The organism is Nocardioides sp. SYSU D00038, from assembly GCF_016924665.1.
GTDB lineage: Bacteria > Actinomycetota > Actinomycetes > Propionibacteriales > Nocardioidaceae > Nocardioides.
The window spans coordinates 52,492-73,958 of the sequence record NZ_JAFFJT010000030.1 but is presented as its reverse complement, the minus strand read 5'-3'; the positions used below and the strand labels follow the sequence as shown (position 1 = coordinate 73,958).

20 protein-coding genes are annotated in these 21,467 nt (G+C 73.5%); 18 read left to right on the top strand and 2 right to left on the bottom strand.

Annotation, left to right across the window (positions count from 1 at the left end):
- Nucleotides 1–108 precede the first annotated feature (108 nt).
- From JT721_RS17875 to JT721_RS17845, 7 genes are all read left to right on the top strand, one after another.
- On the top strand, nt 109–1,089 hold the full coding sequence (locus JT721_RS17875; RefSeq protein ID WP_205474618.1) for a TraR/DksA C4-type zinc finger protein: 981 nt from the start codon (nt 109–111) through the stop codon (nt 1,087–1,089).
- Nucleotides 1,062–1,658 (top strand): signal peptidase II, encoded by a 597-nt coding sequence (lspA, locus tag JT721_RS17870; RefSeq protein ID WP_205474617.1) that lies wholly within the window; start codon nt 1,062–1,064, stop codon nt 1,656–1,658. Before JT721_RS17875 ends, lspA begins: the two co-directional genes overlap by 28 nt.
- Complete coding sequence (locus JT721_RS17865) at nt 1,655–2,593, top strand: RluA family pseudouridine synthase (RefSeq protein ID WP_205474616.1); 939 nt, start codon at nt 1,655–1,657, stop codon at nt 2,591–2,593. The genes lspA and JT721_RS17865 overlap by 4 nt, the downstream gene beginning before the upstream one ends.
- A complete protein-coding gene (locus tag JT721_RS17860) occupies nt 2,583–3,281 on the top strand; it encodes a GNAT family N-acetyltransferase (protein ID WP_205474615.1) in 699 nt (232 codons plus the stop codon). Before JT721_RS17865 ends, JT721_RS17860 begins: the two co-directional genes overlap by 11 nt.
- Before the next feature lie 186 nt (nt 3,282–3,467).
- A complete protein-coding gene (dnaE, locus tag JT721_RS17855; RefSeq protein WP_205474614.1) occupies nt 3,468–7,025 on the top strand; it encodes a DNA polymerase III subunit alpha in 3,558 nt (1,185 codons plus the stop codon).
- A 59-nt stretch (nt 7,026–7,084) separates the two neighbouring features.
- Nucleotides 7,085–7,597 (top strand): hypothetical protein, encoded by a 513-nt coding sequence (locus JT721_RS17850; protein ID WP_205474613.1) that lies wholly within the window; start codon nt 7,085–7,087, stop codon nt 7,595–7,597.
- 57 nt (nt 7,598–7,654) lie between these two features.
- The gene (locus JT721_RS17845) at nt 7,655–9,340 is read left to right on the top strand and encodes a DUF3352 domain-containing protein (RefSeq protein ID WP_205474612.1); all 1,686 of its coding nucleotides are present in this window, start codon (nt 7,655–7,657) and stop codon (nt 9,338–9,340) included.
- Nucleotides 9,341–9,361: 21 nt separating this feature from the next.
- Here the strand turns inward: JT721_RS17845 and ybaK are convergent, their stop codons facing one another.
- Both ybaK and JT721_RS17835 read right to left on the bottom strand, forming a co-directional pair.
- Nucleotides 9,362–9,865 (bottom strand): Cys-tRNA(Pro) deacylase, encoded by a 504-nt coding sequence (ybaK, locus tag JT721_RS17840; protein ID WP_205474611.1) that lies wholly within the window; start codon nt 9,863–9,865, stop codon nt 9,362–9,364.
- A gap of 393 nt (nt 9,866–10,258) precedes the next feature.
- Nucleotides 10,259–10,924, bottom strand: coding sequence for an LON peptidase substrate-binding domain-containing protein (locus JT721_RS17835; RefSeq protein ID WP_205474610.1), 666 nt, complete (start codon nt 10,922–10,924; stop codon nt 10,259–10,261).
- Between the two features lie 102 nt (nt 10,925–11,026).
- On the opposite strand from JT721_RS17835, the gene hisD reads away from it, so the two are divergent.
- The 11 genes from hisD to JT721_RS17780 all read left to right on the top strand — a co-directional run bounded on the left by hisD (nt 11,027) and on the right by JT721_RS17780 (nt 21,450).
- Nucleotides 11,027–12,343: a histidinol dehydrogenase gene (gene hisD, locus JT721_RS17830; protein WP_205474609.1), complete on the top strand. Its 1,317-nt coding sequence runs from the start codon at nt 11,027–11,029 to the stop codon at nt 12,341–12,343.
- Between the two features lie 5 nt (nt 12,344–12,348).
- Nucleotides 12,349–13,464, top strand: a complete 1,116-nt coding sequence (locus JT721_RS17825) for a histidinol-phosphate transaminase (RefSeq protein WP_205474608.1) — start codon at nt 12,349–12,351, stop codon at nt 13,462–13,464.
- Nucleotides 13,461–14,069: an imidazoleglycerol-phosphate dehydratase HisB gene (hisB, locus tag JT721_RS17820; protein ID WP_205474607.1), complete on the top strand. Its 609-nt coding sequence runs from the start codon at nt 13,461–13,463 to the stop codon at nt 14,067–14,069. The genes JT721_RS17825 and hisB overlap by 4 nt, the downstream gene beginning before the upstream one ends.
- Nucleotides 14,070–14,084: 15 nt before the next feature.
- A complete protein-coding gene (gene hisH / locus JT721_RS17815) occupies nt 14,085–14,750 on the top strand; it encodes an imidazole glycerol phosphate synthase subunit HisH (RefSeq protein WP_307828125.1) in 666 nt (221 codons plus the stop codon).
- Entirely contained in the window at nt 14,747–15,076 is a 330-nt protein-coding gene (locus JT721_RS17810; protein ID WP_205474606.1) for a hypothetical protein, read from the top strand. Before hisH ends, JT721_RS17810 begins: the two co-directional genes overlap by 4 nt.
- An 11-nt stretch (nt 15,077–15,087) precedes the next feature.
- Complete coding sequence (gene priA / locus JT721_RS17805) at nt 15,088–15,825, top strand: bifunctional 1-(5-phosphoribosyl)-5-((5-phosphoribosylamino)methylideneamino)imidazole-4-carboxamide isomerase/phosphoribosylanthranilate isomerase PriA (protein ID WP_205474605.1); 738 nt, start codon at nt 15,088–15,090, stop codon at nt 15,823–15,825.
- Nucleotides 15,822–16,589 (top strand): imidazole glycerol phosphate synthase subunit HisF, encoded by a 768-nt coding sequence (gene hisF, locus JT721_RS17800; RefSeq protein WP_205474604.1) that lies wholly within the window; start codon nt 15,822–15,824, stop codon nt 16,587–16,589. The genes priA and hisF overlap by 4 nt, the downstream gene beginning before the upstream one ends.
- 282 nt (nt 16,590–16,871) lie before the next feature.
- Nucleotides 16,872–18,620: an ABC transporter ATP-binding protein gene (locus tag JT721_RS17795; RefSeq protein WP_307828124.1), complete on the top strand. Its 1,749-nt coding sequence runs from the start codon at nt 16,872–16,874 to the stop codon at nt 18,618–18,620.
- On the top strand, nt 18,617–20,431 hold the full coding sequence (locus JT721_RS17790; RefSeq protein WP_205474603.1) for an ABC transporter ATP-binding protein: 1,815 nt from the start codon (nt 18,617–18,619) through the stop codon (nt 20,429–20,431). The genes JT721_RS17795 and JT721_RS17790 overlap by 4 nt, the downstream gene beginning before the upstream one ends.
- A 16-nt stretch (nt 20,432–20,447) precedes the next feature.
- Nucleotides 20,448–20,804: a phosphoribosyl-AMP cyclohydrolase gene (hisI, locus tag JT721_RS17785; RefSeq protein ID WP_240340999.1), complete on the top strand. Its 357-nt coding sequence runs from the start codon at nt 20,448–20,450 to the stop codon at nt 20,802–20,804.
- On the top strand, nt 20,797–21,450 hold the full coding sequence (locus JT721_RS17780) for a Trp biosynthesis-associated membrane protein (protein WP_205474601.1): 654 nt from the start codon (nt 20,797–20,799) through the stop codon (nt 21,448–21,450). The genes hisI and JT721_RS17780 overlap by 8 nt, the downstream gene beginning before the upstream one ends.
- Nucleotides 21,451–21,467 lie beyond the last annotated feature (17 nt).

Genomic DNA, 21,467 nt, shown 5'->3' with positions numbered 1-21,467 from the left:
TCCCCGGCCTCGGTGAGCCTGTTTGAGCCGACCCCGTCGAGCGGCTAGGGTCCGCCCCACACTGTGGCTGCCGCCACCGTGTGACGGCCACAGGAAGGCGCTCGTCCCATGGCACGCAGCACGACCCGGTCGCTGGCCTCGGCGGCCCGCAAGGTGATCGGCCGGCGTTCGACGTCCGGCTCCTCGAAGGCCGCGGCCCCGGCGAAGACGAGCGCCTCGAAGAAGGCGGCGCCGGCGAAGAAGGCGGCTCCGGTCAAGAAGGCGGCTCCGGTCAAGAAGGCGGCTCCGGTCAAGGAGGCGGCTCCGGTCAAGAAGGCGGCGCCCGCGAAGAAGGCGGCACCCGCGAAGAAGGCGGCCCCGGTCAAGAAGGCGGCCCCGGTCAAGAAGGCGGCACCCGCGAAGAAGACGGCCCCGGTCAAGAAGGCGGCCCCGGTCAAGAAGGCGGCCCCGGCCAAGAAGGCCGCGCCGGCGAAGAAGACTCCGGCCGCGAAGGCCACCCCGGCCAAGAAGGCGGCGCCCGCGAAGAAGACTCCGGCCGCGAAGGCCACGCCGGCCAAGAAGGCCACGCCGGCCACGAAGTCCGCGCCCGCGACCAAGGCACCGGCCAGGAAGGCGACCTCCGTGACCCAGGCACCGGCGAGGAAGACCGCGGTCAAGGCGCCCGCCCAGCAGGCGGCCGCCGGGAAGGCGTCCACCCGCGGGCTGGTCGTCAAGGCCGGCGAGTCGGCGTGGACCAAGGCCGAGCTCCGCGAGGTGCTGGCCGAGCTCGACGAGCAGCGCACCCACAGCCTGGCCGTCATCGAGGAGCAGGAGGCCGGGCTGACCGGCCTGATGCGCGACTCCGGCGACGGCGCCGGCCAGGACCAGGCCGACATGGGCGCGACCAGCTTCGAGCGCGACCACGAGCTCACCGTGCTGAACAGCGAGCGCGACAAGCTCCACCAGATCGAGCGGGCCCTGGCCCGCATCGACGACGGCACCTACGGCGTGTGCGAGTCCTGCGGGGAGCCCATCGGCAAGATGCGGTTGATGGCTTTCCCGCGTGCCACACTGTGCCTGCCATGCAAGCAGCGCGAGGAACGTCGCTGAGCCCAGGAGGCTCGGCCCCGACCCCCACGGCCCGGCCCCACCGGCGCCACCTGCTCGTCTTCGGCCTGGTGGCCGCGGTGGCCTACGCCACCGATCAGGTGACCAAGGTGCTGGCGGTGGAGCACCTCACCGGGCGGCCCGACGTCCAGGTGGTCGGCGAGGTGCTCCGGCTGCACCTCACCCGCAACCCCGGCGCGGCGTTCAGCACCGGCACCGGGTTCACACCCGTCTTCGCCTGCCTCGCCGCGGTCGCCGTGGTCGTGGTGCTGTTCCTCAGCCGCCGGCTCGGCTCGACCGGCTGGTCGCTGGCGCTCGGCTTCCTGCTCGCCGGCGTGGCCGGCAACCTGACCGACCGGCTGGTGCGCGAGCCCTCGGTGCTGCACGGCCACGTCATCGACTTCCTGATGCTGCCGAACTGGCCGATCTTCAACGTCGCCGACATCTGCATCAACGTCGCCGCGGGGCTGATCATCGTCCAGACCTTCCGCGGCATCCGGCTCGACGGCACCCGCATCGCCTCCGACGACGAGCCGGACGCCCAGGAGCCCGACCCGGGGCAGACCCCGTGACCCAGCAGTCCGACCACCGCACCCTCGCCGTCCCCGACGGGCTCGCGGGGGAGCGGGTCGACGCCGCCATGGCCCGGATGTTCGGGCTCTCGCGCACCCGTGCCGCCGACCTGATCGCCCAGGGGCTGGTGCGGCTCGACGGTGCCGGCGTGGGCAAGAGCGACCGGGTGCTGCCCGGGGCGGTGCTCGACGTCACGATCCCGGTGGAGGCCGACCCGCTCGCGGTGGTGCCCGAGATCGTCGAGGGCATCAAGATCATCCACGACGACCCCTCCATCGTCGTGATCGACAAGCCCGTCGGCGTCGCCGTCCACCCCTCGCCCGGCTGGTCCGGCCCCACCGTCGTCGGCCACCTCGCGGGCGCCGGCTTCCGGATCGCCACCAGCGGAGCCTCGGAGCGCCAGGGGATCGTGCAGCGCCTCGACGTCGGCACCTCCGGGGTGATGGTGATCTGCAAGTCCGAGCTCGCCTACTCGCGGCTCAAGAACGCCTTCCGACAGCGCACCGTCGACAAGACCTACCACGCGCTGGTGCAGGGCCACCCGGACCCGCTCGAGGGCACCGTCGACGCGCCGATCGGGCGGCACCCCAAGGCCGACTACAAGTTCGCGGTGATGGCCGACGGACGGCCGAGCGTCACCCACTACTCCACGCTCGAGGCGCACCGGTTCGCCAGCCTGCTCGAGGTCCACCTCGAGACCGGCCGCACCCACCAGATCCGGGTCCACATGGCCGCGCTCAAGCACCCGTGCGTGGGCGACCTGACCTACGGCGCCGACCCCGTGCTCGCCCGCCGGGTGGGGCTGCAGCGGCAGTGGCTGCACGCCGTGCGCCTGGGCTTCGAGCACCCGGAGTCGGGCGACTACGTCGAGTACGAGTCGGAGCACCCCTCCGACCTCGCCCACGCCCTCGACGTGATCCGTGATGCCCACTGACCCGCAGCTGACCCTGCGTCCGGCCGGGCCCGGCGACGCCGACGCGGTGGCCTCCGTGTACCTGGCCGCCCGGGCGGTCGCGCCGATGCCGCCCGGCGTCCACCCCGAGGCCGAGGTCCGCGCGTGGCTGGCCTCGCGGATCGCCGTCGACGAGGTGTGGGTGGCCGAGGTCGCGGACCAGGTGGTCGGCTACGCGCGGTTGACGCCCGCCTGGCTCGACGACCTCTACGTCCACCCCGACCACGCCCGCCGCGGGGTGGGCTCGGCCCTGCTCGACCTCGCCACGTCGCTGCGGCCGCGGGGCTTCTGCCTGTGGGTCTTCGAGAGCAACCGCCCCGCCCGCGCGTTCTACGCCGCCCGCGGCCTCGTCGAGCTCGAGCGCACCGACGGCTCGGCCAACGAGGAGCGGGCCCCCGACGTCCGGATGGCGTGGCCCGGCACCGACCCCGTGACCTTCCTGCGCGGCCTCGTCGACGAGGTCGACGAGCAGCTCGGCGACCTGCTCAACCGCCGGGCCGCGCTCACGGCCGCCGTCCAGGCCGTCAAGCCGTCCACCGACCGCGACCCGGTCCGCGAGGCCGAGATCGCCCGCGCGATGGCCGAGCGGGCACCGGCCCTCGGCCCGGCCCGCCTCGAGCGGATCGTGCACACGATCATCACCGAGAGCCTCGACGCCTGCGGGCGCTGAGCGCGTCCCGACCCACGACCGTCCGGCCCGGGCGGTCGGCCCGGACGGTCGGGGACTGTCGGTGGCGGCTGCCACCATCGGGGCACCCCGTCGCGTAGGCTGAGGGCCTTCCCCCAGGATCGTCGTCGCGCTGCGCGTCGCACCTGTCACGCATCCGCACCGCGACCTCGAGGAGCGCCTCCACCGATGTCCTCCGGCTCCCAGGACTCCTTCGCCCACCTGCACGTCCACACCGAGTACTCCATGCTCGACGGGGCGGCCCGGCTCGGGGCGCTGACCCAGCGGGTGGCCGAGCTCGGGATGCCCGCGGTGGCCATGACCGACCACGGCAACGTCTTCGGCGCCTACGAGTTCTACCGCAAGGCCAAGGACGCCGGCGTCAAGCCGATCATCGGCATCGAGGCCTACTTCACGCCCAACATCAGCCGCTTCGAGCGCAAGGGCGTCAACTTCTACGACGGCGGCCCCGACGACGTCTCCGCCCGCGGCGCCTACACCCACATGACGCTGCTCAGCGAGACCACCGAGGGCATGCACAACCTGTTCCGGCTCTCCACCGGCGCCTGGCGCGACGGGTTCTTCAAGCAGCCCCGGATGGACCGCGAGCTGCTGGCCCAGCACGGCCGCGGCATCATCGGCACCACCGGCTGCCCGAGCGGCGAGGTGCAGGTCCACCTCCGCTACGGCAAGTACGACGAGGCCCGCCGGGTCGCGGGGGAGTTCCAGGACATCCTGGGCCGCGACAACTACTTCCTCGAGCTGATGGACCACGGCCTCGACATCGAACGCCGGGTCCGCGACGGCCTGCTCCAGCTCGCCAAGGACCTCCGGATCCCGCTGCTGGCCACCAACGACTCCCACTACGTCATGCGCGAGGACGCCGCGTCGCAGGAGCACCTGCTCTGCATCAACTCCGGCTCCACCATGGACATCCCCGCCGGCGATGGCCCCGGCCAGCGCTTCGCGTTCTCCGGCGACGGCTACTACATCAAGTCCGCCGAGGAGATGCGGGCCCTGTGGGTCGACAAGTACGACCTGCGCGAGGCCTGCGACAACACCCTGCTGATCGCCGAGCGCTGCGACGTCTCCTTCACCGAGGGCAACGGCACCTACATGCCGAAGTTCCCGTGCCCGCCGGGGGAGAGCGAGGACTCCTGGCTGGTCAAGGAGGTCGAGCGCGGGCTCCGGGTCCGCTACCCCGCGGGCGTCCCCGACGAGGTGCGCAAGCAGGCGGAGTTCGAGGTCGGCGTCATCACGTCGATGGGCTTCTCCGGCTACTTCCTCGTCGTCGCCGACTTCATCAACTGGGCCAAGAACAACGGCATCCGGGTCGGCCCGGGCCGCGGCTCCGGCGCCGGCTCGATGGTGGCCTACGCGATGCGGATCACCGACCTCGACCCGCTCGTCCACGGCCTGATCTTCGAGCGCTTCCTCAACCCCGACCGCGTGTCGATGCCCGACTTCGACATCGACTTCGACGAGCGCCGGCGCGGCGAGGTGATCCGCTACGTCACCGAGAAGTACGGCGACGACCGGGTCTCGATGATCGTCACCTACGGCACCATCAAGGCCAAGCAGGCCGTCAAGGACTCCAGCCGGATCCTCGGCTACCCGTTCGCGATGGGCGACCGGATCACCAAGGCGATGCCGGCCTCGGTGATGGGCAAGGACGTCCCGCTCCAGGAGATCTTCAACCCCGAGCACAAGCGGTTCGGCGAGGGCGGCGAGTTCCGCCAGCTCTACGAGGGCGACAATGACGTCAAGAGGGTCGTCGACACCGCGATCGGCATCGAGGGGCTCAAGCGCCAGTGGGGCGTGCACGCCGCGGGCGTGATCATGTCCAGCGAGCCGCTGATCGACGTCATCCCGCTGCTGCGCCGTCCCGCCGACGGCGCGATGATCACCCAGTTCGACTACCCCACCTGTGAGGGCCTCGGCCTGATCAAGATGGACTTCCTCGGGCTGCGCAACCTCACCGTCCTCGACGACGCGATCAAGAACATCGAGGCCAACCGCGGTGAGACCGTGGTGCTCGAGGATCTCCCGCTCACCGACCCGGCGACCTACCAGCTGCTCCAGCGCGGCGACACCCTCGGCGTCTTCCAGCTCGACGGCGGGCCGATGCGGGCGCTGCTGCGCAGCATGCGTCCCGACACCTTCGAGGACATCTCGGCGGTCGGCGCCCTCTACCGCCCCGGCCCGATGGGCGCCGACTCCCACAACAAGTACGCACGGCGCAAGACCGGCCGCGAGCCGGTGGAGGCGATCCACCCGGAGCTGGCCGAGCCACTCGCGGACATCCTGGGCGAGACCTACGGCCTGATCGTCTACCAGGAGCAGGTCATGGCCATCGCCCAGAAGCTGGCGGGCTACAGCCTCGGACAGGCCGACATCCTGCGCCGGGCGATGGGCAAGAAGAAGAAGGAGGAGCTGGACAAGCAGTTCGCGGGGTTCTCCGCCGGCATGCGCGAGCGGGGCTACTCCCAGCACGCGGTGCAGACGCTCTGGGACATCCTGCTCCCGTTCTCCGACTACGCCTTCAACAAGGCCCACTCCGCGGCGTACGGCCTGGTGTCGTACTGGACCGCCTACCTCAAGGCCAACTACCCCGCGGAGTACATGGCCGCGCTGCTGACCTCGACCAAGGACGACAAGGACAAGTCGGCCATCTACCTCAACGAGTGCCGCCGGATGAAGATCCAGGTGCTCCCGCCCGACGTCAACGAGTCGGCGGCCAACTTCACGCCGGTCGGGGTCGACATCCGCTTCGGCCTCAACGCGATCCGCAACGTCGGCCACAACGTCGTCGACGGCATCGTCTCGGCCCGCGAGGAGAAGGGCCGCTACACCGACTTCAACGACTTCATGGAGAAGGTGCCCGCGCTGGTCTGCAACAAGCGGGTGATCGAGTCGCTGATCAAGGCCGGCGCCTTCGACGAGATGAAGCACAAGCGGCGCGCGCTGGTCGCGATCCACGAGACCGCGGTCGACCAGTACGTCGACATCAAGAAGAACGAGGCCATCGGACAGGACTCGCTGTTCGGCGGGCTCGACGACGACGGCGGCGGCTTCGGGATCTCGGTGACCATCCCCGACCTCGACGAGTGGGACAAGACCACCCTGCTCGGCCACGAGCGCGACATGCTGGGTCTCTACGTCTCCGACCACCCGCTGCTCGGCCTCGAGCACGTGCTCGCCAACGGCACCGACTGCACGATCGGCCAGCTGATGGTCGACGAGTCGATCCCGGGCGGCAGCACGATCACGGTCAGCGGGCTGATCACCTCGGTGCAGCGCAAGATCACCAAGCGCGGCGACGCCTGGGCCACCATCACCCTCGAGGACCTCGAGGGCGCGATCGAGGTGCTGCTGTTCCCGTCGTCCTACCAGCTCGCCAGCCCGTTCCTCACCGAGGACGCCATCGTCCGGGTCAAGGGCCAGCTCTCCCGGGAGAAGGACCAGCCCGAGCTCCGGGGGCAGGAGATCACCGTCCCCGACCTCTCCGACGGGCCGAGCGGGCCGGTGGTGATCAACCTGCCCTCGACCCGGTGCACCCCGCCGGTGGTCGAGCAGCTCAAGGACGTGCTCGGGACCCACCCGGGGCTCACCGAGGTCCGGTTGCGGCTGCTCAGCCGCGAGGCCACCACGGTGATGCGGCTCGACGACGGGCTGCGGGTCGCCCCGAGCCCGGCGCTGTTCGCCGACCTCAAGGCACTGCTGGGGCCCGGGTGCCTGACCAGCTGACCCGGCCGCCCGGCCCCCCGGCGGAGGCCCCGAGGCGGACCCGGCGCGACCACCTGCCCGTGATCGGCCAGGCCCTCGCCGTGGTCGCCGTGCTCGCCGTGGCCGGCGCGGCCTGCGGGCGGCTCTGGTCGTCGCTGTGGGACGCACCGACCGGGGTGGTGTCCGACGGACGGTGGTTCACCGACGAGGCCGGCCTGCGCAGCGACTTCAGCGGCGTCGGGCTCTTCGTCGTGATCGGGCTCGGCGCCGGCCTGCTCCTCGGCGCGCTGCTGGCGTGGCTCTGCGACCGCGCCGAGCTGGTCACGCTGGGCGCGGTGCTGGTGGGGGCGTCCCTGGCCGCCTGGCTGATGGCCCGGGTGGGCACCCTCGGCGGCCCGGCCGACCCGCGGGTGCTGGCCGAGTCGGCCACCGACGGCACCCGGCTGCCGGCCCGGCTGGCGCTCCCCGACGTCCCGGACCGGCTCGCGTGGTCCGACCTGCCGCCCTACACGGCGTTCCCGCTGGGTGCGCTGGTCGGCCTGACCGCGGTCTACCTGTTGACGGAGCGGCGTCGGAGGCGCTCGGCTCGGTAGGCTCACGCCGACCAGTCGACGACGCCTGCTCCGGCGTCCCGCACCCCAGGGGAACCCATGTCCTCCACCCAGCCGCCCGCCCAGCCTCCCGAGCCTCCGAACAAGCCCCAGCACCCGCCGGCCGAGATCCTCGAGCAGGGCAGCGGCGCCCCGCTCGCCCCCCAGCAGCCGCGCGCCCGCGGCGGGCGGCGCAAGGGGCTGCTGATCGGTGGCGGCGTCGCCGTCCTGGCCCTCGCCGGCGGCGCGACCTGGGCGGCGCTGTCGTTCTTCGCCACCGGTCCCCAGCCGGCGGAGGCGCTCCCCGACGACGTGCTGTTCTACGCCAGCGTCGACCTCGACCCCAGCGGCGGGCAGAAGATCGAGGCGCTGCGCACGCTGAACAAGTTCCCGCTCTTCGAGGACAAGGTCGGCATCAACGAGGACGACGACCTGGCCCAGGAGGTCTTCGAGCTGGTCCGCGACGCGGCCGGCTGCGACGACCTCGAGTGGGACCAGGTCGACCCGTGGCTCGGCAACCGCGCGGCGGTGGCCGCGCTGCCGGGCACCGACGGTGACGACGAGACCCCGGTGCCGGCGTTCGCGATCCAGGTCGACGACACCGACGCGGCCGACGACGGGCTGGCCGACCTCAAGGCCTGCGGCGGCGAGGACGCCGAGCTGGGCTGGAGCATCAGCGGCGACTGGGCGATCCTCGCCCAGACCGACGAGATCGCCGACGACATCGCCGACCGGGCCGCCGACGGCTCACTGGCCGACGACGAGGACTTCCAGCACTGGACGGGCGAGGCGGGTGACTCCGGTGTCGCCGCCTTCTACGCCGCACCCGACCTGGGGCCGGTGCTGGCCGACAACCTCGGCGCCGTCCTCGGCATCACCGGCGGGGTGCCGTCCTCGGTCGACGGCAGCGGCAGCTTCGCGCCGATCGAGCCGGAGGAGCTGCCCGACGAGGTCACCGAGCAGCTCGCCGACTTCGCCGGCGCCGCCGGCGTGATCCGCTTCGACGACGGTGCGCTGGAGCTGGAGGTCGCGACCGACGCCGAGACCGCGGGCGGCGGTGCCCTGTCGATGTCCGACACCGGCGGCGACGCCGCCGCCAGCTTCCCGGCCGACACCGCCGCGGTGCTGGGCATCGGCTTCGCAGACGGCTGGTTCGACGACGCGATGAAGTACCTCGCCAGCTCGATGGGCGGCAGCGAGGACGTCGACGCGGCCGTCGACCAGCTGGCGGCCGAGCTGGGCCTCGACCTGCCCGAGGACGCCGAGACCCTGTTCGGCGACTCGGCCGCGCTGGGGGTCGGCCCGGACCTCGACCCCGACCTGCTGATCAACTCCGAGGACGGCTCGGACGTGCCGATCGCAGTCAAGGTCGAGGGCGACGCCGACGAGGTCGAGGACGTGCTCGACAAGCTGCGGGCCGCCATCGGCCCGGGCGGCGAGCAGGTGCTCGGCTCCGACAGCGACGACGACACCGTGGTGGTCGGCCCCAACGCCGACTACCGCGAGGAGGTCCTCGAGGACGGCGACCTGGGCGACTCCGACGTCTTCCGCGACGTGGTCGCCGAGGTCGACGGCGCGGGCTACCTGCTGTTCGTCAACGTCAACGAGCTCGAGGACGTGGTCGCGGAGCTGGCCAGCGGAGAGGACGAGGTCATCGAGAACCTCGAGCCGCTCTCGGGCCTCGGCATCTCGGCCTGGGTCGACGGCGACGTCGGCCACAGCGTGCTGAGGCTGGCCACCGACTGATCCCCGCCACCGGTCCGCGGCTCAGCCCCGGCCGATCGGCGCCGTCGTCGCACCCGTGACGGCGACCAGGTCGGCCGGGGCCAGGCCGAGGTCCAGGCCGCGCCGCCCGCCCGAGACGTAGACCGTCTCGTGGTCCAGCGCGCTCGCGTCGACCACGGTCGGGTGCGCCCGCCGCTGCCCGATCGGCGAGATCCCCCCGGCGACGTACCCCGTGGCGCGCTCGGCGGCCCGCACGTCGGCCATCGCGGCGCGGCTGCCACCCACGGCACGGGCGAGCGCCTTGAGGTCCAGCTGGCCCGAGACCGGCACGACCCCCACCACCAGCCGTCCGTCGACCTCGGCCATCAGGGTCTTGAAGACCCGGGCCGGGTCGAGCCCCAGCGCGGTGGCCGCTTCGAGCCCGTAGGAGAGCCCCTGCTGCTGGGCCCGCGGGTCGTGGTCGTACTCGTGCAGCGTGAACGCGATGCCCGCCGCGGTCAGCGCCGTCGTCGCCGGCGTTCCGCCGGCCTGCCTCTTCCTCGCCACCCGCCGCAGGATAGGGCCGCTCCCCGCCGAGTCGTCGTTGCTCGACACGAGTAGCGGCGACTCGGCGCGCTGGGTCGACGCCGCGTCGGGGGGGGGGGGGGGGGGGTGGGGGGGGGGGGGCCCGCCCGCCCGCGGGGGGCCGCCGCGGTGTGGTGGTACCGGCTTGGACGAACCCACGACTCGGCAGCACGCCTGCGGACCTGTGGCCCGGGTCGGTGGGCACGTCACCGGGTCTCGACGCACCGGGCTCGTTCCTCGCCCGGTGGTTCCGGTCGGTGGGCACGTCACCGGGTCTCGACGCGCCCGTTCCGGCTTCGCAGGCTCAGCCGGAGGGCTTGCTCGACCTTCGCTCGCGACGCACCGGGCTCGTTCCTCGCCCGGTGCTGCTCGCTCTCAGTTCGGCGACCAGCGGGTGCGGGCGACCTCGGTGGCGGGCAGCGACGGGATCACGTTCATGGCGCGCAGCTCGGTGCGCAGCAGGTCGGTGACGAGGCGGAGGCGGTGGGCGGCGTCCTCGGCCTCCAGCAGCGCCTGACGGTCCTGGAGGGGCAGGGGGGCGCAGGCGGCCAGCGTCCAGGACAGGTACGTCGGGTCGCGGGGCAGGTCGCCCTCGAACGGGTCGGTGCGGATGTCGGAGAGGGCGGCGCGGTAGGCGGTGAACGTCGCCCGGGCCCGCTCCAGCAGCGCGTCCGGCACCGGCGCCCCCGACTCCGGCCGGTCGACGACGTGCCCCACCGGGAAGGTGCCGCTGGTGTCGAGCCGCTCCAGGGCGATCCGGTCGCGGCCGACGCACTCGATGTCGAACGTGCCGTCGGCGTGCGCCTCGACCTCGGTGAGCTGCACCCGCACGCCCACCCGGAACAGCGACTGCGAGCCGTGGTCGCCGATCTCGTAGCCCTCGCGGATGCCGACCGAGCCGAAGACCCGCTCGGCGGGGTCCTCGACGCGGAGCAGGTGGTGCACCAGCGCGCGGTAGCGGTCCTCGAACACGTGCAGGGGCACCCGCACGCCCGGGAAAATCACCGTGTTCAGCGGGAACATCGGCAGCGTGGTGCTCACGCCCCGACCCTAGCCCCGGCCCGGTGCCCGGCGGCCCACCTCGGCGTCCACGCAGCGTCGGGCGGGTCGGGGCGGTGCGGGCGCGCTCGTAGAATCGGGGCCATGATGCGCCGGATCGACCTGCGCGGAGCCGAGCCCACCGACCGGACCGGCTCCGTCGACTACCGCGGAGCCGTGCCGAGGGCCGACTTCGACGTCGAGGCTGCGATCCCGGCGGTCCACGCGATCTGCGAGGCGGTGCGCACCCGCGGGGTCGAGGCGATCCTCGAGATGTCGCGCGAGTACGACGGCGTCGAGCAGACCGACGTCCGGGTGCCGGCCGAAGCACTGGCCCGGGCGCTCGAGGAGCTCGACCCGGCGGTGCGCGCCGGCCTCGAGGAGTCGATCCGCCGGCTGCGCGCGACCTGCACCCACGAGCTCGAGCGCGACGCGGTGACCGACCTCGGCCCGGGCGCCCGGGTCACCCACCGCAAGGTGCCCGTGGGCCGGGTCGGCCTGTACGTGCCGGGCGGCCTGGCACCGCTGGTCTCCAGCGTGCTGATGAACGTCGTGCCCGCCCAGGTGGCGGGCGTCGGCTCGATCGCGCTCTCCTCGACGCCGCAGAAGGAGTTCGGCGGCCTGCCGCACCCCACGATCCTGGCCGCCTGCGCCCTGCTCGGCGTCGACGAGGTCTACGCCGTGGGTGGGGCCCAGGCGATCGCGATGTTCGCCTACGGCGTCGGCCCCTGCCGCCGCGTCGACCTGGTCACCGGCCCGGGCAGCATCTGGGTGGTCACCGCCAAGCGGCTGCTCAAGGGCCAGGTCGGCATCGACTCCGAGGCCGGTCCCACCGAGATCGCGATCCTGGCCGACGACACCGCCGACCCCGCCTACGTCGCCGCCGACCTGGTCAGCCAGGCCGAGCACGACCCGCTCGCCGGCGCGGTGCTGGTGACGCCGAGCACCGACCTGGTCGAGGCGGTCGAGGCCGAGCTCGAGCGCCAGGTGCTCGCCGCCAAGCACGCCGATCGGATCCGCACCGCCCTCGCCGGCCAGCAGTCCGGGTTCGTGCTGGTCGACGACCTCGAGCAGGGACTCGCCGTCGTCGACGCCTACGCCGCCGAGCACCTCGAGGTCCACACCGCCGACGCCGCCGGGTGGGCCGCGCGGGTGCGCAACGCCGGCGCGATCTTCGTGGGACCGCACGCGCCCGTCTCGCTCGGCGACTACTGCGCCGGCTCCAACCACGTGCTGCCCACCGGCGGCTGCGCCTGCCACTCCTCGGGGCTCTCGGTCCGCGCGTTCACCAAGTCGGTGCACGTGGTCGACTACAGCCGCGACGCGCTGGCCGAGGTGGCCGACCACGTCGTCACCCTCGCCGAGGCCGAGGACCTGCCGGGCCACGGCGCGGCGGTTCGGGTGCGGTTCGGGGACCGGTAGCCGCCATGTCCTTCCCACCCCTGCGCGACGGGCTGCAGGGCCTCCAGCCCTACGGCGCGCCCCAGCTCGACGTGCCCGTGCAGCTCAACGTCAACGAGAACCCCTACGGGCCCTCCCCGGCCTGCGTCGCCGACATCGCGACGGCGGTCGCCCAGGCGGCGTCGGGCCTGAACCGCTACCCCGACCGGGAGTTCGTCGCGCTGCGGGCCGCGCTCGCCGACTACCTCTCGCACGACACCCCCCACCCGATCACCCCCGACCAGGTCTGGGCGGCCAACGGGTCCAACGAGGTGATGCTCCAGCTGCTGCAGGCCTTCGGCGGTCCCGGGCGCACCGCGCTGAGCTTCGCGCCCACGTACTCGATGTATCCCGAGTACGCCCGCGACACCCTCACCACCTGGGAGCAGGGCCGGCGCGAGGACGACTTCGGCCTCGACCTCGACGCCGCCCGCGCGCTGGTCGAGGCGCGGCGGCCGAGCGTCGTGCTGCTGCCCTCGCCCAACAACCCCACGGGCACCGCGCTGCCGCCCGAGGCGGTGACGCTGCTCTGCGAGGCGACCGCGGCCCACGACGGGCTGGTCGTCGTCGACGAGGCCTACGGCGAGTTCCGCCGCGACGGCACGCCCAGCGCCCTCGAGCTGCTGCCGCGCCACCGCAACCTGGTCGTCACCCGGACGATGAGCAAGGCGTTCGCGCTCGCCGGCGGCCGGCTGGGCTACCTGGCCGCGGACCCCGCGATCTGCGACGCGATCCGGGTGGTGCGGCTGCCGTACCACCTCTCCGCGGTGACCCAGGCGGTCGCGCTGGCGGCGCTGCGCCACGCCCCCGAGCTGCTCGGCAAGGTCGACCAGCTCCGTGCCGAGCGCGACGCCACCGTCGGCTGGCTGCGGGGTCGCGGCCTGCAGGTGGCCGACTCCGACGCCAACTTCGTGTTGTTCGGGACGTTCCCCGACCGTCATGCTGTCTGGCAGGGACTGCTCGACCGGGGCGTGCTGATCCGCGAGGTCGGTCCCGACGGCTGGCTGCGGGTCTCGGTCGGCACCCCCGAGGAGATGTCATCGTTCAGGGACGCCTTGACGCACGTCCTGGGCACGAAGGTCACGGAAGAGAGCACGTCATGAGCCGCACCGCCCGCATCGAGCGACGGACCAGCGAGTCGAAGGTGCTCGTCGAGGTCGACCTCGACGGCACCGGACGCCACGACATCTCCACCGGCGTCGGGTTCTACGACCACATGCTGACCGCGTTCGCGCGGCACGCGCTGGTCGACCTGACCGTGCAGACCGACGGCGACACCCACATCGACGCCCACCACACCGTCGAGGACACCGCGATCGCCCTCGGCCAGGCACTCCGCCAAGCGCTCGGTGACAAGGTCGGCATCCGCCGGTTCGGCGACGCCACCGTGCCCCTCGACGAGGCGCTGGTGCAGGCCGTGGTCGACGTCTCCGGGCGCCCGTACTGCGTGCACACCGGCGAGCCCGAGGGCCAGCAGTTCGTCGCCCTGGGCGGCTCCGGGGTGTCCTACCTCGGCTCGCTGACCCGCCACGTCTTCGAGACGATCGCCTTCCACGCCCACGTCGCGCTGCACGTGCGGGTGCTGGCCGGGCGCGAGCCGCACCACCTGGTCGAGACCCAGTTCAAGGCCTTCGCGCGCGCCTTCCGCGACGCGGTGGCGCTCGACCCCCGCGAGACGGGCATCCCGTCGACCAAGGGCGCGCTGTGACCCCCGCACCGACCCGTGGCTGACGCGTCCGCGGCGGCGCCGAGGGTGGCCGTCCTCGACTACGGCTCGGGCAACCTGCGCTCGGCGGTGCGCGCCGTCGAGCGCACCGGCGCCAGCGTCTCGCTCACCTCCGACCTCGACGAGTGCCTCGCCGCCGACGGGCTGCTGGTGCCCGGCGTCGGGGCGTTCGCGGCCTGCATGGCCGGGCTGCGCGAGGTCAAGGGCGACCGGATCATCGGCCGCCGGCTCGCCGGGGGCCGACCGGTACTCGGCATCTGCGTCGGCATGCAGGTGCTGTTCGCCCGCGGCATCGAGCACGGCGTCGAGAGCGAGGGCTGCGACGAGTGGCCCGGCGTCGTCGAGCGGCTGCAGGCGCCCGTCGTGCCCCACATGGGCTGGAACACCGTGGCGGCCCCCGAGGGCAGCGCCCTGTTCGCAGGCGTCGAGGACGAGCGGTTCTACTTCGTCCACTCCTACGCCGTGCGCGACTGGCAGCTGGTCACCAACGACCGCACCCGGGCGCCGCTGGTGACCTGGGCCGAGCACGGCGGCGACCGGTTCGTCGCCGCCGTCGAGAACGGCCCCCTGTGGGCCACCCAGTTCCACCCCGAGAAGTCCGGCGACGCCGGCGCCCGGCTGTTCGCCAACTGGGTGGCCACCCTGCCGACGGGCGGGGCGTGAGCAAGGAGCGGGCGCTGCGGCGGGCCGAGCGCGAGCGGGCCGCCGCCGAGGCCGCGGCCGCGCGCGCCCGGAGCGAGGAGCGGCGCCGCCGCCGTCGGCGCTGGCAGCAGCGGCTGGTCGGCTGGCTCCCCGCGCGCCACTCGCGACAGACCGGCGTGCTGGCTCGGCGCCGGCGCCGCCAGCTGCTCACCACCCTGGTGGTGCTGGTCGTGGTCAACGCGCTCGTCTGGTTCACCAGCGACGAGCTCGGCCTGCGCCTGCTCGTCCTGGCGGTCACGCCGCTGGCCGCCCCCGTGCTGCACACCCTGCTGTTCCGCCGTACCTAGACAGGAAACCCATGAGCGACCACCTCGAGCTCCTCCCCGCCGTCGACATCGCCGACGGCCAGGCCGTCCAGCTGGTGCAGGGCGTCGCCGGCTCCGAGAAGCGGTTCGGCGACCCCGTCGAGGCCGCGCTGCGCTGGCAGGAGGCCGGCGCGGAGTGGATCCACCTCGTCGACCTCGACGCCGCCTTCGGCCGCGGGCACAACCGCGAGCTGCAGGCCCGGATCGTCGGCGCGCTCGACATCCAGGTCGAGATGAGCGGCGGCATCCGCGACGACGAGTCGTTGGAGGCCGCGATGGCCACCGGCTGCCGCCGGGTCAACATCGGCACCGCCGCCCTCGAGCAGCCGGAGTGGTGCGCCCGCGCGATCGCGACGTACGGCGACCGGGTGGCGGTCGGCTTGGATGTGCGCGGCCGGACCCTCGCCGCGCGCGGTTGGACCCGCGAGGGCGGCGACCTCTACGAGGTGCTGGCCCGGCTCGACTCGGAGGGCTGCGCCCGCTACGTCGTCACCGACGTCAACAAGGACGGCATGCTCCAGGGCCCCAACCTCGACCTGCTGCGCGACGTCTGTGCCGCCACCGACCGCCCGGTCGTGGCGTCGGGTGGCGTGACCACGCTCGACGACATCCGGGCGCTGATGGGGCTCGTCCCCGACGGCGTCGAGGGTGCCATCGCCGGCACCGCGCTCTACGAGGGCCGGTTCAGCCTCGAGGACGCCCTGGCGCTCACCCGGGGCACCGGCTCGTGAGCCTCGCGGTCCGGGTGATCCCGTGCCTCGACGTCGACGGGGGACGGGTGGTCAAGGGGATCAACTTCCAGCAGCTGCGCGACGCCGGCGACCCGGTCGAGCTGGCCCGGATCTACGACGCCGAGGGCGCGGACGAGCTCACGTTCCTCGACATCTCCGCCTCCCACGAGGGCCGCGCGACCACGATGGAGATCGTCTCGCGCACCGCCGAGGAGGTCTTCATCCCGCTCACCGTCGGGGGAGGGGTCTCGTCGGTCGAGGACGTCGACCGGCTGCTGCGCGCCGGGGCCGACAAGGTCGCGGTCAACACCGCGGCGATCCGCCGCCCGGACTTGGTGGCCGAGATCGCCGGCCGGTTCGGCAACCAGGTGCTGGTGCTGTCGGTCGACGCCCGGCGGGTGCAGGACGGCAGCACCGACTCCGGCTTCGAGGTCACCACCCACGGCGGCCGCCGCTCGGCCGGCCTGGACGCGGTCGCGTGGGCGGTGCGGGCCGCCGAGCTCGGGGCGGGGGAGATCCTGCTCAACGCGATGGACGCCGACGGGACCCAGGACGGTTTCGACCTCGAGCTGATCGAGGCGGTGCGCCGCGAGGTGACCGTGCCGGTCATCGCCTCCGGCGGTGCGGGGGCGGTGGAGCACTTCGCCCCCGCCGTGGCGGCCGGCGCCGACGCCGTCCTCGCGGCCACCGTGTTCCACTTCGGCACCCTGCGGATCGCCGACGTCAAGGACGCGCTCGTCGACGCCGGCCACCCGGTGCGCTGAGGGTCCGGTGCGCTGAGGCGGCCGGTCGCACTTGTCGGGCAGCTCTCGATGTTGTGGGTCATTGCAACGCCCGACAACGCCGGGAACCGCCGGTCGACCTGGGATTCCGACCCGCACCGCCTCACCGCCCGTCGGCGCCCGGGAATAGCCTCGGGTCCGCGCGCGGTTGCGCGGGAGACGACGGATGAGGTGCAAGAGCGGGTGACGCAGCGGTCAGGGCCCTGGGGGCGGAAGCGTGGGCTGAGCGGGTCGACGACCCGGCAGGGCTTCGCGGTCCTGGGGGTGTCGATCCGGCGCGAGCCGTGGATCTTCACCCTCTCCACCCTCGGCAGCGTGCTGTTCGGCGCGCTCACCGTCGCCGACGCCTGGGTGCTCGGCTGGTCCACCGACAACGTCGTGCTGCCGGCGTTCGAGGACGGTGAGATCGGGTCGGGGATGCTCGTCGCGGTGCTCGCGCTCTTCCTCGGCGTGGCCATCCTGCGCGCGGTGGGGATCGTCGCCCGGCGGCTCGGGGCGGGGGTGATGCAGTACCGCATGCAGGCGCACACCCGGCGGGCCGTCACCCGGCAGTACCTCGCGCTGCCGATGGAGTGGCACCAGCGCCACCCCACCGGGCAGCTGCTCTCCAACGCCAACTCCGACGTCGAGGCCGCCTGGGGGCCGATCGCGCCGTTGCCGATGGCGGTCGGCACCGTGGCGATGATGGCGATCGCCGTCGGGCAGATGTTCCTGGCCGACGTGGTGCTCGCGCTCGTGGGCCTCCTCGTCTTCCCGGTCGTGATCCTCGCCAACCTGGCCTACCAGCACTACTCCTCGCCGCTGATGACCCGGGCCCAGCAGCTGCGCGCCGAGCTCAGCGAGATCGCGCACGAGTCCTTCGACGGCGCCATGGTCGTCAAGACGCTGGGCCGCGAGGGCGAGGAGACCCGTCGCTTCGCCGCCAAGGCCGAGGAGCTGCGCGACGTCAACATCCGCGCCGGCCGGATCCGCGCCGCCTTCGACCCCACCCTGGCCGCGCTGCCCAACCTCGGCGTGCTCGTGGTCCTCGCCGTCGGGGTGAGCCGGGTGCTGGGCGGCGCCAGCGACGCCGGCGACGTCGTGACGGTCTCCTACCTGCTGACCGTCGTGTCGTTCCCGATCCGCTCGATCGGCTGGCTGCTCGGCGAGCTCCCGCGCAGCGTGGTCGGCTTCCGCCGGGTCACCTCGGTGCTCGAGGCCCGCGGCGAGATGCCCTACGGCGCCGGTCGGGTCGCCTCCGGCCGCGGTGGGGCCGCCCTGCGGGTCGAGGGGGTCGCCTACGCCCACGACCCCGACCAGCCGCTGCTGCGCGACGTCGCCTTCGAGGTGCCGCCCGGTCGCACGGTGGCCCTGGTCGGCGCGACCGCGTCGGGCAAGACCACCCTGGTCTCGCTGCTCACCCGCCTCGTCGACCCCGACGACGGCCGGATCCTGCTCGACGGCACCGACCTGCGCGACCTCGCCCACGGGGAGCTCCCGCGCGCGGTCGCGGTGGTGCCGCAGACGGCGTTCCTCTTCGACGACACCGTGCGCGGCAACGTCACCCTCGGCCTCGACGTCTCCGACGAGGAGGTCTGGGCGGCGCTGCGCACCGCGCAGGCCGACGGGTTCGTCGCCGCGTTGCCGGCCGGGCTCGACGCCCGCCTCGGCGAGCGCGGCACGTCGCTCTCCGGCGGTCAGCGGCAGCGGATCTCGCTGGCCCGCGCGCTCGTACGACGACCCCGGCTGCTCGTGCTCGACGACGCGACCTCCGCGGTCGACCCCGAGGTGGAGGCGCGGATCCTGGCCGGGCTGCGCGAGGGCGGCCACGACGCCACGCTGGTCGTCGTCGCCTACCGCAAGGCCACCATCGGGCTGGCCGACGAGGTGCTCCACCTCTCAGGCGGTCGGATCGTGAGCCGCGGCACCCACGCCGAGCTGCTCGTTACCGATCCCGCCTACGCCCACCTGGTCAACGCCTACGAGCAGCAGCACGACGGCACCGCGCCGGTCTCGGCGGAGGTGCAGGCATGAGCACGACCACCTCCGCCACCCCCGCCACCTCCGGGACCGTCCTCGACAGCGGCGAGGACTTCAAGGCGATCGACACGATCCGCCGCGGCGTCCGGTTCTCGCCCGAGCTCAAGGAGGGCATCGGCCTCACCCTGGTGCTTGCCGTGCTGGCCTCGCTGGGCCAGGTCGTGGTGCCGATCGCGGTGCAGCAGACCCTCGACCGCGGGCTCAACGCGCCCGGCGGCCCCGACACGTCGTTCACGCTCGCGGCCGCGCTGGTCGCCGCCGCGGCGATCGTGCTCACCAGCGTGGCGTCCTACCTGATGACCGCACGGCTCTTCACCGCGTCGGAGCGCGGCTTGGCCACGTTGCGCACCAAGGCGTTCCGCCACGTCCACGACCTGCCGCTGCTCACCCAGAACACCGAGCGCCGCGGCGCCCTGGTCTCCCGGGTGACCAGCGACGTCGACCAGGTCAGCCAGTTCCTCGTCTTCGGCGGCCTGCTCTTCGTGGTCAGTGTCGGGCAGGTGCTGGTGGCGACCGTGGTGATGGTCGTCTACAGCTGGCAGCTGGCCCTGGTGGTCTGGCTCTGCTTCGCGCCGCTGTTCCTCTCGCTGCGCTACTTCCAGCGCAAGCTCTCCGCCGCCTACGCCACCGTCCGCCGCCAGGTCGGCCTGATGCTCTCGGCGGTCTCCGAGCCGGTCGTCGGGGCCGCGGTGGTCAAGTCGTACGCCGTGGAGTCGCGCACCCAGGCCCGCATCGACGAGGCGGTCGCCGCCCACCAGTCCGCCAGCACCCGGGCCCAGGGCTTCACGGCGTTCTCGTTCTCCCTCGGCGGCGTATCCGCGGGCCTGGCCAACGCCGGCGTGCTGATCGTCGGCATCTGGCTCGGCTTCGGCGACGACATCTCCGCCGGCACGGTGCTGGCCTTCGCCTACATCGTCACCCTCTTCGTGGGTCCGGTGCAGATGGGCACCCAGATCCTCACCGACGCCCAGAACGCCATCGCCGGCTGGCGCCGCGTGATCGGCATCCTGGAGACCCCGGCCGACTTGGTCGACCCCGGGCCGGAGGGCCGGGTGCTGCCTCGCGGGCCGGTCGACATCCGGCTCGCCGGCGTCGGCTTCGCATACCCCGGCGGGCCGCCGGTCCTGCGCGACATCGACCTCGAGATCGCGGCCGGCCGGCGGGTGGCGGTCGTCGGCGAGACCGGCTCGGGCAAGTCGACGATCGCCAAGCTGCTGACCCGGCTGATGGACCCCTCCGAGGGCGCGGTGCTCCTCGACGGCATCGACGTCCGCGACATCGCGCAGGCGTCGCTGCGCCGCAGCGTGGTGCTGGTGCCGCAGGAGGGCTTCCTCTTCGACGACACCATCGCCGCCAACGTGCGCTACGGCCTGCTCGACGCCACCGACGACCAGATCCGCGCCAGCGCCGACGAGCTCGGGCTCGGCGACTGGCTGGCCGGTCTTCCCGCCGGGCTCGAGACCATGGTCGGGCAGCGCGGCGAGTCGCTGTCGGCGGGGGAGCGGCAGCTGGTCGCGCTGCTGCGCGCCCACCTCGCCGACCCCGACCTGCTGGTGCTCGACGAGGCGACCTCGGCGGTCGACCCCGCGCTGGAGATGCGGATCGGCCGGGCCCTGGAGCGGCTGATGTCGGGGCGCACCTCGGTGACCATCGCCCACCGGCTCTCCACCGCCGAGTCGGCCGACGAGGTGGTGGTCGTCGACCACGGCCGCGTCGTGCAGCGCGGCCCGCACGCGGTGCTGGTCGGCGAGGCCGGCAGCGTCTACGCCGGCCTGCACGCCTCGTGGGTCGCGCAGTCGTCGTGATCGGGGCAGGAGGATGATGGACCGGGTGAGCCCCCTGGACCCCGCGATCGCCGACCGACTCAAGCGCACCCCGGACGGGCTGGTCGCCGCGGTGGTGCAGCAGCACGACAGCCGGGAGGTGCTGATGCTGGGCTGGATGGACGACGAGGCCCTGCACCGCACGCTGACGACCGGCCGGGCGACGTACTGGAGCCGCTCGCGGCAGGAGTACTGGGTCAAGGGCGACACGTCGGGTCACGTGCAGCACGTGCGCGGGGTCCGGCTCGACTGCGACGGCGACACCCTGCTGGTGCTGGTCGACCAGGAGGGGGCCGCCTGCCACACCGGCGACCGCACCTGCTTCGACGCCGACGTGCTGCTGGCCGATGGCTGACCCCGCCGACCGGCGACGTCGCACCTTCGCGCCCGCGGTGGGCGCCGGCCTGGCCGGCTCCGGCCTCGCCGCCGTCGCCGGGCACCGCGCCTGGGCGGAGGCCGCCGGTGGCGACGACCGCACCGACGCGGTCGCCTCGGCGGCACTGGCCGGCTCGGCGGGCGTCACCGAGGCTCCGGCGGCCGGAGCGCTGGCACTGGTGGCGCTCGCCTGCTGGGGGGTGCTGCTCGTGACCCGGGCCCGGGCCCGCCGAGCGGTCGCGCTGCTGGCGGTGGTCGCGGCCGTCGGCGTCGTCGTGGTCACGGTCGCCGGCCTGGGCAGCGTGCCCGACGACGTGCGCGACGCGCTCGCGGCCGGCGGCGTCGACGACCCGGAGGTCGCGCGCACCGCCTGGCCGTGGCTGTGCGGGCTGGGGGCCCTGGTGTCCGCCGCGGCTGCGGCGCTGGCGCTGCGCGACGCCCCGGGCTGGCCCGAGATGGGCACCCGCTACGACGCCCCGACCGCGGGCGCCGCGGGCACCTCGTCCGCGGGCACCTCGTCCGCTGGCACCGGCGCCCCGGTGGCGGACGACGCCGCCGAGGCGGGTGACCGGTCCAGCCTCGACCTGTGGAAGGCCATCGACGAGGGGCACGACCCCACCGCCTGACCGGCTGCCCTGCGGCT

Excerpts from the sequence above, each read along its gene's own strand:
- JT721_RS17875 (WP_205474618.1), top strand. The coding sequence starts at position 109 with ATGGCACGCAGCACGACCCGGTCGCTGGCCTCGGCGGCCCGCAAGGTG.
- JT721_RS17860 (WP_205474615.1), top strand. The coding sequence starts at position 2,583 with ATGCCCACTGACCCGCAGCTGACCCTGCGTCCGGCCGGGCCCGGCGAC.
- lspA (WP_205474617.1), top strand. The coding sequence starts at position 1,062 with ATGCAAGCAGCGCGAGGAACGTCGCTGAGCCCAGGAGGCTCGGCCCCG.
- priA (WP_205474605.1), top strand. The coding sequence starts at position 15,088 with ATGAGCGACCACCTCGAGCTCCTCCCCGCCGTCGACATCGCCGACGGC.
- hisB (WP_205474607.1), top strand. The coding sequence starts at position 13,461 with ATGAGCCGCACCGCCCGCATCGAGCGACGGACCAGCGAGTCGAAGGTG.
- JT721_RS17845 (WP_205474612.1), top strand. The coding sequence starts at position 7,655 with ATGTCCTCCACCCAGCCGCCCGCCCAGCCTCCCGAGCCTCCGAACAAG.
- JT721_RS17825 (WP_205474608.1), top strand. The coding sequence starts at position 12,349 with ATGTCCTTCCCACCCCTGCGCGACGGGCTGCAGGGCCTCCAGCCCTAC.
- JT721_RS17790 (WP_205474603.1), top strand. The coding sequence starts at position 18,617 with ATGAGCACGACCACCTCCGCCACCCCCGCCACCTCCGGGACCGTCCTC.
- hisD (WP_205474609.1), top strand. The coding sequence starts at position 11,027 with ATGATGCGCCGGATCGACCTGCGCGGAGCCGAGCCCACCGACCGGACC.
- JT721_RS17780 (WP_205474601.1), top strand. The coding sequence starts at position 20,797 with ATGGCTGACCCCGCCGACCGGCGACGTCGCACCTTCGCGCCCGCGGTG.
- dnaE (WP_205474614.1), top strand. The coding sequence starts at position 3,468 with ATGTCCTCCGGCTCCCAGGACTCCTTCGCCCACCTGCACGTCCACACC.
- hisI (WP_240340999.1), top strand. The coding sequence starts at position 20,448 with ATGGACCGGGTGAGCCCCCTGGACCCCGCGATCGCCGACCGACTCAAG.